The sequence below is a fragment of the Catellatospora chokoriensis genome (assembly GCF_011297315.1).
GTDB classification, from domain to species: domain Bacteria; phylum Actinomycetota; class Actinomycetes; order Mycobacteriales; family Micromonosporaceae; genus Catellatospora; species Catellatospora citrea.
In genome coordinates, this window is record NZ_JAAOTI010000012.1 from 41367 (window position 1) to 54764 (window position 13398).

Sequence of the window (13398 nt, forward strand, 5' to 3'; positions counted from 1 at the left end):
GGACGGAGGCACCCGCGCTTACTCGGTCCGGTGCTCGCCCTGGCGCTCGTCGCCGGTGCGAGCACCGCGATCGTCGCCGCGGTAGCCGCCGACGGTTCGCCGGCGTCGGCGCAGAGCAACGGGCCGACCCTCGGCCTGCGGGAAGGCCAGACCCTCGAAGGCACCGTGGGTGTCGAGGCGGGTCCGACCGTCGAGGGCGACTCGGTCGTCTCCCTCACCGTCGACGGCGCGACGGTCCCCGCCGCGCCGACCGCCGGAACCGCGCACCTGAGCTTCGACATGGGCGGCAACGGCACCGAGGCCCGCTACCACAACTACGTCGTCGTCAACGGGCACACCGCGGACGCCGACCGGGTCTTCCTCCCCGACGTCGCCGGCGGCACGCGCGGCACGCTTGACTTCCCGGGCTCGTGGTTGCAGGCCGGGACCAACACGATCACCGTCAAGGCGGGCGCCAACTGGGTCGACACCACGAGCACGACCGCGGTCGGGGTGGAGCAGCTGCCGTACGGGGAGGGCCTGCGCTGCCCGAACTACGACGACTTCGCGCTGAGCAGCATCGGCCTGGGCCTGCTCGGGGTGGTGGCCGACGGCGAGCAGAACGCGTTCAGCTACAGCTTCGGTGACGGCACCTGCGGCACATCGAAGCGCCTGCTGAGCCAGCCGCTGACGTTCGTGGTGTCCGGCGAGCCGGGCAGCACCGCGGGCCTGCGCGCCGACCTCGACACGACGAAGCTGTCCAACGGCACGCACACGGTCGCCGCGACGACGGCGTCGGGCGCGCGGACCAGCGTCACCGTGGAGGTCAACAACGCTCCGGCGGGGGCGGCGAAGGTGACGCCCGCCGACGGCGCGCTGGCCCGCGGCACGCAGCTGGTCACGGCGGCGCTGCCGAACGGCAGCGCGGACACGGTCGAGTCGCTGTCCATCGACGACGCTCCGGCGGCGAACCCGGAGACCCTCGCCGCGGGCACCGCGACGCTCGGGCTGACGATCGAGGCCGGCAACTCGGCCGAGGCGAAGTACCACAACTTCGTCCTGGTCAACGGCAACCGCGTCGACCTCGGCGGCGACTACGGCGGGTACGGGGCCGAGGACGTCAGCCTGCGGTTCCCGACCCGGTTCCTGCGTTCCGGCGACAACGTCGTCCAGCTGCGCACGGGCGACTACAACGGCACCGCCAACGGCGCGACCTGCGCCAACCACGACGACTTCAAGGTGACCCGGACCTCGGCGAAGCTTTCGCTGAGCCTGCCGGGCACGGTCACGTCGGGCACGACGTACCTGGTGACGACCACCGGGACGACGGAGACGAAGGCCGAGACGACGGCCGCCTCGCTGGCGCTGGGCGACGGGACGTGCGGGCCGAACAAGGACGCCGAGCTGCACTTCGACATCGCGGGCGCGCCGACGACGCGCACCGTCGGCACGCTGGGCAGTGGCGGCGACGCGCACCTGCGGATGTTCATCGGCGGCAACGGCACCGACAACGGGTACGACAACAAGGTTCTGATCAACGGCATCCCGCTGGACATGGGGGTGTGGGAGAAGGAGACGGCCGATCTCGCCTTCCCGAACGAGTGGCTGGTGCCGGGCGTCAACGTGCTGGAGTTCGTCGCGGGCAGCGACCACGGCAGCGCCAAGCCGGGCGGCTGCGACAACTTCGACGACTTCACGCTGCGCGACTTCGCCCTCGCCCCGGTGGGCGCGAAGGCAGCGCAGCTGACCAGGCAGCTCGCGCAGAGCACCGTCACCATCGGTGCGGCGAGCTACCCGGCGGGCTCGCCGGTGACCGTGCACATGGGTGACGGCACCTGCGGCAGCAGCTTCAACAGCGCGCTGGTCAAGGCGATGCTGTTCGAGGTCACCGCCGCTGACGGAGCGGCACTGCCGGTGCTCGGCACGCGGGCCGACGTCGACACGACGAAGCTGGCCGACGGGCGGCACACCATCGCGGCCGTCGTCGGGGGCAAGACGTCCACCCGCCGGTTCACCGTCGACAACACCGCGCCGGAGATCGACGGCAGCGTGCCGGCCGAGGGCCAGAAGCTGGTCGCGACGGTGGCGCTCAACGTCAAGGTCAAGGACGCCTCGGGCATCGTCGGGACCCCGGCGATGACCCTGGACGGCAAGCCGGTCGCGCAGGGCGACGAGATCGGGCACGGCCTGCCCGCCGGGGCGCACACGATCGCCGTCACGGCGACCGACGCGCTCGGCAACACGGGCACCCGGCTGATCCGCTTCACCAGCGCGAGCATCCCGGACGTGCCGGCGGAGCTCACCGCGACGGTGGGCGACCCCAACGTCCCGGCGGCGCGGCTGTCCGCCCGGATCCCGGGCGAGCAGGGCGTACCGCTGACGGCGACCTTCACCAAGGCCGACGTGGTCCTGCCGACCGCGGGCTACCAGGGCGAGGCGGTCACCGTGCCAACCACGCTCGACGTCGCCCACGACGGGGCCGTGAAGGTCGATTCGCTGCGGCCGCTCGACGGGCAGGCGGTCGACACGCCGTCCGGCCGGGACGTGGTGTTCCAGCGGTACGACCTGACCGTGGCGGCCAATGCGGCGTCGCCGACGCTGCGCTGGGAGGGCACGATCGACCCGAAGCGGGTCGTCGCGCTGCGGGTGTGGGACCCGGCCGCCGCGAAGTGGACGGTACTGACCAGCTCTCGCGGCCAGGCCGCCCGCAGCACGGTGCTGACCGCGCCGCTGGCCGCCGGCTACCGGGACGGCACGACCGTGCACGTGCTGGTCACCGGTGAGGACCCGTTCGCCGACGACCTGTCGCCGCGCGACGCGTCGGCGGCGCTCGACAAGAACCACTTCGAGGACGCGGACACGTACGACTTCGCGATCTCGCACTTCACCGACACGCAGTACCTGACCGAGGGCGCGGCCGGCGGCACGTACGACGACTGGGACGGCAAGTCCGAGCCGTCGGACGTGATGGCGGCGGAGGAGCAGGCCATCTGGCAGGCGGCCTACCGCGCGGAGGCGCAGTGGATCGCCGACAACGCGAAGAGCCGCAAGATCGCGTACTCGGCGCACACCGGTGACGTCATCGAGAACGACTACTACGACCCGCTGGCGAAGAACGCCGACGGCACGCTGCTCCGGCCCGGTCTGCACGAGCAGGTCGAGAAGGAGCTGGCGGTCTCGTCGGGCTACCAGAAGATCCTCGACGACGGCGGCGTGGTGAACCAGGTCATCGCCGGCAACCACGACAACCAGCTCGGCGCCGAGACCGGCTCGAACTCCCGGTTCAGCAGGACGTTCAGCGCCGACCGGTACTACGGCGTGGCGAAGGGCTGGCCCGCGGGCGCGTCGTACCACGCGTGGGACGAGGTGGCGAACGCCGACGGCACGGTCACCCCGGGCAGGGACAACCAGAACAACTACGTGCTGTTCAGCGCGGGCGGCCTCGACTTCGTCGCGGTCGGCCTGTCCTACGGCGTCACCCCGGCCGAGGCGCGGTGGGCTGACTCGATCTTCAAGCGGTTCAAGGACCGCAACGGGATCCTGCTGTCCCACGACTACCTCAAGCCGTCGGCGAACGCGGACGGCCGCGGGGCGGCGTTCTCCGACCCGGACGGCTCCGCCCTCTACAAGGGCGTCGTCGAGAACAACCCGAACGTGTTCCTGATCCTCGCCGGCCACGAGCACGGCGTGGGCATCAACCTGAAGTCGAAGGTCGGCGTGACGGTGTCGCACGACGTCGTCGAGCTGCTGGCGGACTACCAGTTCTACACGGTGCCCGCGAGCGACCTGTGGCCCGACAAGGTCGACGCGAGCGGGAACATCGACGTCGACGGCGACGGCGTCATCGACCACAAGGCGGCCGACCGGCTGCAGTTCGGTGCGAGCTTCCTGCGGCTGATGCAGTTCGACGTCAAGAACGCCGAGATGCACATCGACACGTACTCGCCGTTCCTCGACACCTTCGGGGCGACCGAGTTCGACATCCGCGCCGACGGCAGCCAGACCAAGCCGCGCTACAACGGCGCGGAGGACAACCTGACCCTGCCGGTCGACCTGACCAGCCGCAAGACGTCGCTGTCGACCGACTCCCTGGCGGTCTACGTGCCGGCGGGCGTCATCGGCTCCGACCAGGTGGCCGCGAACGGCACGGCCACGGTGACCTGGTCGGGGCTCGCACCGGTGACGTCGTACGCCTGGATCGTCTCGGCGCGCAGCGCCGACGACGGCGTGGCCGTGGCGCAGCCCGCGGTGTTCCGCACCGGCAAGGGCAAACCCGCGGTCACGGTGACCTCGGCCCCGGTGGACTGGGGCACGGCGGCGAAGGTGACGGTCAAGGTCGCCGCGGGCAGCCTGCCCGTGGCGGGCACCGTGGAGCTGCGCGAGGGCGACAAGGTGCGCGGCTCGGTCACCACGACCGACGGCACCGCGACGTTCACCCTGCCGGTGGGCCTCGCGGCGGGCAGCCACCCGCTGACCGCGTCGTACGCCGGCACCGCTCAGCTCGAAGCGGCGCAGGGCAGCGGCACGGTGACGGTGAACCTGCCGCCGGCCTGGGTCGCGTCGAAGGCGTACAAGGAGGGCGACAAGGTCGTCTACCAGGGCAGGGTCTACAAGGCCTCCTGGTATGCGCAGAACCAGAAGCCGGGCGACGCGAACGGTCCGTGGCAGGAACTGGCCATGACCGAGGACGGCGTCACGATCTGGACGGCGTCACGGATCTTCAACGGCGGCGACGTCGTGGTCCACCAGGACAAGAGGTTCCGCGCGCGCTGGTACTCCCGCAACCAGGCCCCGGGCGATCCGAACGGTCCCTGGGAGGAGCAGGCTCCGCCGCCCGCCGACGGCAGCCCCGCCGCCTGGACGCCCACGACGGTGTACGACGCCGGCGACCGGGTGTCGTACCAGGGCCACGTCTACGAGGCGAAGTGGTACACCCGCAACCAGGCTCCCGCCACGGGCTCGAACAGTCCCTGGAAGCTGATCAAGTAGCGGGTCGGACACGTCGGGCCGGGGCCGTGCTGGTCCCGGCCCGACGTGTGTCCAGGCTGTGCCGTCAGGGCCGGGCCGCCCGGCGGAACAGCGCCGTCCACAGGAAGGGCTCGCCGAACAGCGCGGAGTCGGCCGGCTCGTCGTGCATCCGGCGCAGCTCGACCTCGGTCAGGTCGGCGAAGATGCCGCGCAGGGACTCCGCGGTGTAGGCCAGGCCGCCGTGCAGCCGCCCATGGCGGTAGAGGTCGGCATCGGACTCCTCGGAGCCCATGCCGCCGGCCGCGAAGCAGCTCAGGCCGAAGTGGCCGCCCGGGGCCAGGCTCCGGTCCAGCAGCCGCAGGTAGCTGATGCGGCGGTGCGGCGGCAGGTGGTGGAAGCAGCCGGAGTCGTAGATCAGGTCGTACGGGCCGGTCAGGTCCAGCGCGAACGCGTCGCCGCACAGGAAGCGGACGTCGACCGACGCCTCGCTGGCCCGGTCCTGCGCCCAGGCCAGGGCGGCCGGGGACAGGTCGACGGCGTCGACCTCGAACCCCAGCGCGGCGAGGTGCACGGCGTTGCGGCCGGGCCCGCAGCCCAGGTCGAGGGCGCGGCCCGGGGTGACCAGCCCGCGGTCGAGGTAGGAGGCCAGGTTCTCGTCCGGCTTGGCGGCGAAGAACGGCACCTCGCGCGAGCGGTCCGTGTAGAAGCCGTCCCACCAGGAGGCGCCGTCGGCGGCGGTCCAGCGGTCGGCGCCCGGCGCGAACAGGGTGTCCATCAGGCTCAGCACGTCGTCGACGGTGCGGATGTCGCGTTCCACGGTGGCTCCTCAGGGGTCAGGTGGGCAGGGGCGCGCGGAACACCTCGGTGTAGTGGTTGCTCACCGGGTGGTCGCTGCGCATGAGCATGAGGGCGGGCGCGGGCCAGACCGGTCCGGCGTACGCGTCGAGCTGGTCCATTATCTCGCGCAGCTCGTCCGCGCCGAGCCGGTCGCCGGGCCGGGCCAGGGTCAGGTGCGGCTGGTAGGGGCGCGGGTCGAAGGGCACGCGCGCCTCGGTCAGCGCGCCGCGCAGCCGGTTCGCGAGTTCGTGCAGGTCATCGAGGTCACCGTGCAGGCCGGCCCAGATCGCCGCCGCTCGCCCGTTGGGGAAGCGACCGCCGCCGGACAGGCGCAGCCGCGGGGCGCGCGGGGTCGCCGACGCGACGGCGTTCATCGCCGCGATCGTGGTGTCGAGCTGGGCGGGGTCGAGCTCGCCGAGGAAGGCCACGGTGACGTGCCACTGCTCGGGTGGCACGGGCCGCAGCGACAGGCCCTCGGGGTGCGGCCGGGTGAAGGCAAGGCGGGAGACCAGGCCGGCCAGGTCGGTGACGGCCGGTGCGGGCGGGTAGACCGCGATGAACAGACGCTGCGTAGGTGGCACGGCAGAACACGGTAACGAGCCGCCACCGGGCCCGTCTGCGGGGTGCCCGGATCAGCAGCTGGTGACAGGGCTACGAGCTGGGCGGCTGGACGTTCGTATGGCGTGCGGCGACGTTCGGGGGACACGCACGGGATGAGTCCCTCGTGGACAATCGGATACGCCGCATTTGATCACGGGGCGGCTCCCATCAATGCGATCGCGGCGACGCTTCGCGTACCCCTCGAGGACGTCATGTTGAAGACTTCAGCGAGACGACTGGGCGTGCTCGCCCTCGCGCTCGCCATCGGCACCCTGGGGCTGGCCGCGCCGGCGCAGGCCGCCGACACGGCAAGCATCACCGGGCGGCTCACCGACGGCGGCCTGCCGGCCGCCGGAGTGAGTGTCTCGGCCTCCTCGCTCAGCGGTGCCGGCTCGGGCTTCACCAGCACCGACGACACCGGCCACTACACGCTGCCGAACCTCCCGGCCGGGGTCTACCGGGTGAGTTACTGGGCGTCCGGGCGCCAGACGTGGTACGCCCCCGGCACGGTGGCCTACCACGGATCGTCGAGCTACCTGCTGACCCCGGGCGCTCAGTTGACCATCGACGGCGAGCTGCTGCCGCTGGGCACGATCACGGGCACGTTCCGGGACCGCGCCGGCAACGGCATGGCGGGCGTGTCGGTGTCGGCCGGGCCGGTCGGCAGTGGTGACGGCGTGTCCGCGCAGACCGACGAGAACGGCCGGTACTCGCTGCGGGTGTCGCAGGGTGTCTACGTGGTCTCGTTCCGGATCGACTGGACCAGGGAGCAGTACGCGCCGGGTGCGGCCGACTCCGCCTCCGCGACGAGGTACACGGTGACGGGCGGGCAGACCGTGACCGTGGACGACACGCTGGTGGGCACCGGCACCGTCGCGGGCCGCTTCACCGACCGGGCCGGCGTGGCCTTGGCCGGCGTCGACGTGGCGGTGCGCAACGAGCAGGGCAACCTCAACTACTACACCACCACCGACGAGGCGGGGGAGTATCGGGTCGAGGTCCTTCCTTCCGAGTACACGGTCCAGTTCACCGACCACAACCGCCTCATCGCGCAGTACGCCCGCGGCAAGGGCGACCGCTTCGAGGCCGACCCGGTGACCGTCACCACGGACGCCACCACGCGCGTCGACGACACGCAGCTGGCGAACGGCTCGGTGCAGGTCACCGCGACCGACTCGGTGACCGGCGAGCCGGTGCCGGCCTTCAGCGTGCATGCCGGCCAGTCGCAGGCCGAGGGCGTCGACGGCTCGGCCACGGTCTACGGCGTGCCGGTCGGGCGGCAGAGCTACTCGATCTGGGCCGACGGCTACAACTCGGTGAACTTCGCCGCCGTGACGGTCACCGAGGGTCCCATGGCGGAGGTCGCCGTCGTGCTCAGCCGCACGGCACGGATCGCCGCGACGGTCGTCGACGCCCAGACCGGGGCGCCGGTCGCGGGCTTCTGCGTGGAGGCGACCGCGCCCAGCGCGCTGAGCATCGGTATGGGCTGCATGCCGAGCGACAGCGAGGGCAAGGTGGTCCTGGACCGGCTGCAGCCCGGCCCCCACCAGCTGTTCGCCTACGGGCAGCCCTGGGCGGAGACCGCCTCGCCGTACGGCGCGCAGTGGGTGACCGCCGACGGCGGCACCGGCAACCAGACCCTGGCCGCGGTGGTCACCGCGGTGGCCGGGGAGACCGTGACCGGGCCGACCATCAAGCTGGACCGGCGGGGCACCATCACCGGCACCGTCCGGGCCGCCGACGGCACGCCCGCCAAGAACGCCTACGTCGGGTTCGGCAACATCGACTACAGCAACGGCGGCGGGGGCATCTCCGTGCCGGTGGCCACCGACGGCCGGTACAGCGTCGACTTCCTCGGGCCGTACCTGTGGCCGGTGCACTTCTACGCCGACGGCCACGCCCCGCAGTGGAGCGGCAACTCGGGCGGCCGGTCCGGTGCGACGAAGGTCAAGGTCCGGGCGGGCAAGAGCGTGCCTTACGACATCCGGCTGCTCAAGGGCACCAAGGTCACCGTCAAGGCGCCGGTGGGCGGCTACTACGCCGCCTACCACGCGGCGACCGGCGAGGCCAGCGGCGCCTGCGACGGCCGCCGTGCGGCGATGACCTGCGACATGCTGGTGCTCGGCGGGCAGAAGGTGCGCTTCAAGGTCTGGGGCGAGGGCGAGCACTTCTGGCACGGCGGGGCCGACTTCGCCACCGCCACCTCGGTGAACATCCCCACCACGGGCACCAAGACGGTCACCGTCACCCGGTGAGAACCGGCCGGGGCGGGTCCGCCCGCCCCGGCCGCGCCGGTCAGCTGAGCTCGGTGTCAGGGACCTCGCGCAGGTACGAGGCGACCTTCTTGTTGTGCGAGCGCGCCTGCGCCGCCTTCTGTGTGACCGTGGTGCCCTCCTCGACCGACGGGTCGAGCCGCACCGAGCTGCGCACCTCGGACATGTTCCGGTAGACCTCGGGCGGCAGCGTCCGCGCCAGTTTCAGCACGTCACCGTCGCTGGTGTATTCGATGACGTGTGAGAAGATTGCGTGCTTATCCGCCGGGAAGTCGATATCGCGTAACGCTTGCTGCATCTGCAGCCAGGCTTGGTTCTCCATCATTCGACTCTGAGCCGTCCACGGGCATCGCACGGGCTGTTCGGCAAAACTCCTGCCGCCGGCGGCTCAGGCCGTGGGAGTGGCGACGGCCGGCACGGGCCGCCGAGCCGTGCTCGCCGGCCGCAGCGCTGCCGCGACCACGGCCAGCGCCACGGTCGCCGCGCCCGAGGCCAGCAGCGTGCCGCCCGGCCCGAGCCAGGCGACCAGCGGGCCCCCGAACGCGGCCCCGATCGGGGCCGCCGCCACGGTGATCGAACCCCGGGCGGCGAGCACCGCGGGCAGGTCGGCCGGGTCGGCCGCGGACTGGAACAGGGTGATGTTGAAGGCGGGGAACGGTCCGTAGATCAGGCCGCCGACGGCCAGCCCGACCAGGGTGATCCAGGTCGAGGTGGTGAAGCCGAACGGCAGCAGCGCGGCGCCCCAGCCCGCGATGACCACGATGGTGAACGGCCACGGCGTCACCTGCCGCAGGGTGCCCGCGAGCAGGCCGCCGAGCAGCGCGCCGACGCCGAAGACGGCCCAGTAGACGCCCAGGAAGCCCGCGGAGCGGTCGAGCGTGTCGACGATGAACAGCGGCAGCGCGACCTCGACGGGGCCGTACAGGAAGAAGAAGACCGCGGTGAGCGCGAGCAGGCCCAGCAGCTCCGGCCGCCGGGCCAGCAGGCGGAAACCGCTGGTCGTACGGGTCGCCTCGGGCTCGGCCGGCGCGGCTACGGCCGGGATACGGCGCAGCTGCGCGGCCAGCACGAGGTAGGTCAGCGCGTCGACGGCCAGCGCGACACCGGGGCCGGTGGCGGCGACCAGCAGCCCGGCCAGCGGCGGCCCGGCGATGATGGCGGTGGTCTGGCTGGTGCCGAGCAGCGTGTTGGCGGGCAGCCGGTGCTCGGCCGGCACGAGCCGGCTGACCAGCGTGTAGGTGCCTGCCGAACCCCACGCGACGAGCAGTGACGAGACCGCCAGCAGGGCGACGTATCCGGCCGGGGAGAGCAGCCCGAGCAGGTGCAGCGCGGCGGCCGCGCCCAGGCCGCCGGCCCGCAGCAGCGCGTTGGCGGTGACCAGGGTGCGCGCGTCGACGCGGCGCAGCCACGGGGCCAGCGCGAGCGCGCCGAGCGCGGCGGGCAGCGTGTACGCGGCGACGGCCGCGCCGACGACGAGGGCCGCGTGCTCCGGGGCGGCGATGCGGATGGCCAGCAGAGAGATCGTGACGATGCTCAGGCCGTCGCCGAGGTAGGAGACGGCCTCGCCGGACAGCAGGCGGCGGAACCCCGGCACCTGCGACACGTCCCGGTAGGCGGCCGGGACCAGGCGATTCGTCATGCGCATCGGCACAGCCTGCCAGCTCAACCAGGCTTGAGGTCAAGGCGGCGCGGCCACCGGCGGGGGATCGGCGCCGCCTGCCGGGCGCGTGCCGCGGCTCGTCCGGTCGCCCCGAGGGAGTCCGCAGGGATTCTGCGGCGTCCGCCCGGAACCGGCGGGAAGCGCCACGACTCGTCCCGGATGACCGCCACCCCGGATCCGGGAGACTTCCATGACCGCACTGTTGAGGCGTCCCGCCGCCCTCGTCCTGGCCGCCTGTGCCGCGCTGGCCGCCGGCTGCACGGGGCAGGATCCGCCGCCCGCCGCGCCGAGCCCGTCGGCGGCGGTGTCCCTCGCGCCAGGGTGCGCCGCGACGAAGATCGAGAATGGTCGGCTGCCGGACTGGGCGGACGCCGGGTTCAGCGGGGATGCCGTCGCCACGCACGTGATCGGGGTGCGGGGTGAGATCGCCGCGGTGCTGTTCGGGCACCCGCTGACCTACGACCGCAAGGACGGCGTCAGCAACAAGATCCTGTGGGTGTCGCGGGAGGTGGCGGAGCCGGGCACGCTGACCATCACGGCGCGGCGGGACGGCACGGGCGAGCCGGTGCTCCGCGAGGTCAAGGGCGGGCCGGGTCCGTCCATCATCGACCTGCCGGGGGCGGGCTGCTGGCGGCTGGAGCTGAGCTGGCCGGGCCACACCGACACGATGGACCTGGTCTACGCAGGCTGAGCCGAATGCCGTCCGGCCACTGCGGACGGATGGCTCGCGCGAACCCTACCGCCGCCCCGGAACAGCGGGCTATGGTGCACCAATGACGTACGGGAGCGCTTCCACGCCGCACCCGGGACCCGCCGGGGCGGCCACCCCGGCCACGCTGGCGGAGGTGGCCCGCGCGGCCGGGGTCTCCATCGCGACCGCCTCGCGCGTGCTCAACAACTCCAGCCAGGTCAGCGCCGAGGCATACCAGCGCGTCTGCGACGCGGCGAGCCGGCTCGGCTACCGGCGGCGGCGGGCGGCCTGGGGGCGCTCGTCAGCCGGTGCGCGGGCCGTCGCGGCGGTGGTGCACGCCGGGCACCGGCTGGTCTACACCGAGCCGTTCTTCGCCCGCTTCCTCGGCGCGGCGGAGACCGAGCTGGCCCGCTACGACCTGCCGCTGCTGGTCACCAACGTGTCCGGCACGCTGGCCGAGACCGTGGGCCGCTACCTGCGGGCCGGCAACGTGGCCGGGGTGATCATCGTGTCGGATCACGGCCCGCTGCCGCTGTCCGGCTCGCTGGCCGCGCTCGGGCTGCCGATCACCGTGGTCGGCCGGCCGCTGCACCCGTACCAGCTGCCCTATGTGGACGCGGACAACCGCGGCGGCGCCCGTGCCGCGGTGGAATACCTGCTGGGCAGGGGTTACCGGACGATCGGGCACATCGCCGCGCCGCCGGACACCGGGCCGGGGGCCGACCGGCTCGCCGGTTACCGCGACGCGATCCAGGCGTCGGGACGCACCGACCTGCCGGTCGCGTACGGCGACTGGAGCCAGGCGTCCGCCGCGCACGCCATGCAGCGCCTGCTCGACCAGCGCCCGCAGCTCGACGCGGTGTTCGCCGCGTCCGACGTGATGGCCGCGGGCGCGGTGCGCTACCTGCGCCAGGCCGGCCGGCGCATCCCCGACGACGTGGCCGTGGTCGGATTCGACGATCACGCGCTGGCGGCCCAGGTGCGCCCGGCGCTGACCACGGTGCGCCAGCCCGTGGAGCTGATGGGTGCGACGGCCGTGCAGGGCCTGCTCGCGGCCGCGGCCGGTGAGGCGCCGCGCGAGTACGCCACCGTCCTGCCCACCGAACTCGTCGTCCGCGACTCGGCCTGAGCCGCCCGCGCGGCCCGGCAGAGGTCAGTCGGGCACGGCCATGTGCAGGCGCACGGTGGTCGCGCCGGGGCGCGCGTGCACGCGTACCAGATCGCATTGCAGGTGGGCGTCCAGCAGGGCGCCCGTGCCGCGCCGCACGGTGGGCGGGACCAGCCCGGCCAGCGGGTCGGTGAACTGGCCGGAGTCGCGCAGCTGGCAGACCACCAGGTCGCGTTCCGGCCACACACTGACCGCGCCGGGGCCGTCGGTGTGCGCCAGGGTGCCGCCGGCCAACTCCGACACCACGTCGGCGAGCGTGTCGCAGCGCTCCGGCTTCAGCCCGGCGGCGGCCGCGTGGCCGGTCACGAAGGAACGCAGCCCGGCCAGGTCGTGCACCGCGTCGTAGCGCATCGTCGCCGCATGCGGCGGGGGAGCGGGCAGCGGCGGATGGAACGAGGCCGCGGTCTGGCGCGGGTCGCCGTACGCCGGGTTCGGCCGGCGCTCGCCGCGCAGCAGCAGCTCGGGGTGGGTGCGGTGGGCGTCGGACACCATGTGCGGGTCCAGGTTGGCGGCGTCGCAGGGGCACAGCAGGCTCACGTCGCGGCCCGCGAAGGCGAGGTTGACCAGCGCCTCGTGCGCGACGCACGCCGGATACTCCAGCGGGCTCCGGCCCGGCCACAGCGGCTCGACGACGATCGCCGTGCCGCGGCCGGGGAACTCGTCGGCGAAGGCCAGCAGCACGCCGGGCAGGATGCGGCCGGGGTTGCGGCCGGCGACGGTCAGATCGGTGAACCGCACCCGCTCGGCGTACGAGCCGAGACAGTCCCGCAGGATCTCCAGCTTCGCGCTGGGCACGGCGACCAGCACCGGGTTCCCGGCGTCGAGGGCGGTGTGGAGGAAGGCCAGGGTGCCGCTGACGTACTCGGCGACCCCGCGGTACGGGAAGCCGACATGTGCGCGTGGTGCAGGTTCGGACATGCGTCACGCGGCCGGGAGCGGTGGTGCGGCGGCGCCTTCGCGGGGCACGAGCCATGGGGGCACCTGTTGCCATGCCATAGCGGGGGCGGTACCCGATCGGACGAGCGGTTAAACACCGCTTCGGAGAAAAAGATTCGCCAACTCCTCGAAGTGGCGTACGCCCTGCTGAACGGCGGACCGCCGGCGTCGCTCTCACGACGCCGGCGGCCGTGCCGCTGCCGGCGGGGCCCAAGTTTCCGCCCTGGCGGCACTCCCTACAGACCCGCCGGGCCGGTGCGCCCGGCCGGCGGGGTTCCCGCCGCCC

At 73.1% G+C, this 13398-nt stretch carries 9 protein-coding genes; 4 read left to right on the top strand and 5 right to left on the bottom strand.

Going from position 1 to position 13398, the window contains the following annotated elements:
- Positions 1 to 30 precede the first annotated feature (30 nt).
- Positions 31 to 4968, top strand: coding sequence for a carbohydrate-binding protein (locus HAV39_RS19090; RefSeq protein WP_191840567.1), 4938 nt, complete (start codon positions 31 to 33; stop codon positions 4966 to 4968).
- 64 nt (positions 4969 to 5032) lie between these two features.
- Here the strand turns inward: HAV39_RS19090 and HAV39_RS19095 are convergent, their stop codons facing one another.
- Both HAV39_RS19095 and thpR read right to left on the bottom strand, forming a co-directional pair.
- Positions 5033 to 5764, bottom strand: coding sequence for a class I SAM-dependent methyltransferase (locus HAV39_RS19095; protein WP_191840568.1), 732 nt, complete (start codon positions 5762 to 5764; stop codon positions 5033 to 5035).
- A gap of 16 nt (positions 5765 to 5780) precedes the next feature.
- The gene (gene thpR, locus HAV39_RS19100; RefSeq protein WP_191840569.1) at positions 5781 to 6365 is read right to left on the bottom strand and encodes an RNA 2',3'-cyclic phosphodiesterase; all 585 of its coding nucleotides are present in this window, start codon (positions 6363 to 6365) and stop codon (positions 5781 to 5783) included.
- Positions 6366 to 6596: 231 nt separating this feature from the next.
- Between thpR and HAV39_RS19105 the strand changes: the two genes are divergently transcribed.
- Complete coding sequence (locus tag HAV39_RS19105; protein WP_191840570.1) at positions 6597 to 8639, top strand: carboxypeptidase-like regulatory domain-containing protein; 2043 nt, start codon at positions 6597 to 6599, stop codon at positions 8637 to 8639.
- A 40-nt stretch (positions 8640 to 8679) separates the two neighbouring features.
- Here HAV39_RS19105 and HAV39_RS19110 read toward each other — a convergent pair whose 3' ends face one another.
- Together HAV39_RS19110 and HAV39_RS19115 are read right to left on the bottom strand one after the other, a co-directional pair.
- A complete protein-coding gene (locus HAV39_RS19110; protein ID WP_170213058.1) occupies positions 8680 to 8979 on the bottom strand; it encodes a DUF2795 domain-containing protein in 300 nt (99 codons plus the stop codon).
- 66 nt (positions 8980 to 9045) lie between these two features.
- On the bottom strand, positions 9046 to 10302 hold the full coding sequence (locus HAV39_RS19115) for an MFS transporter (protein WP_191840571.1): 1257 nt from the start codon (positions 10300 to 10302) through the stop codon (positions 9046 to 9048).
- Positions 10303 to 10507: 205 nt separating this feature from the next.
- On the opposite strand from HAV39_RS19115, the gene HAV39_RS42270 reads away from it, so the two are divergent.
- Positions 10508 to 11008 (top strand): hypothetical protein, encoded by a 501-nt coding sequence (locus tag HAV39_RS42270; protein ID WP_203736565.1) that lies wholly within the window; start codon positions 10508 to 10510, stop codon positions 11006 to 11008.
- An 82-nt stretch (positions 11009 to 11090) separates the two neighbouring features.
- Positions 11091 to 12137 carry a LacI family DNA-binding transcriptional regulator gene (locus HAV39_RS19125; protein WP_191840572.1) on the top strand — a complete coding sequence of 349 codons (1047 nt, stop codon included), beginning with the start codon at positions 11091 to 11093 and terminating at the stop codon, positions 12135 to 12137.
- A 24-nt stretch (positions 12138 to 12161) separates the two neighbouring features.
- Here HAV39_RS19125 and HAV39_RS19130 read toward each other — a convergent pair whose 3' ends face one another.
- The gene (locus HAV39_RS19130; RefSeq protein ID WP_191840573.1) at positions 12162 to 13094 is read right to left on the bottom strand and encodes a sensor histidine kinase; all 933 of its coding nucleotides are present in this window, start codon (positions 13092 to 13094) and stop codon (positions 12162 to 12164) included.
- Between the last annotated feature and the right edge of the window lie 304 nt (positions 13095 to 13398).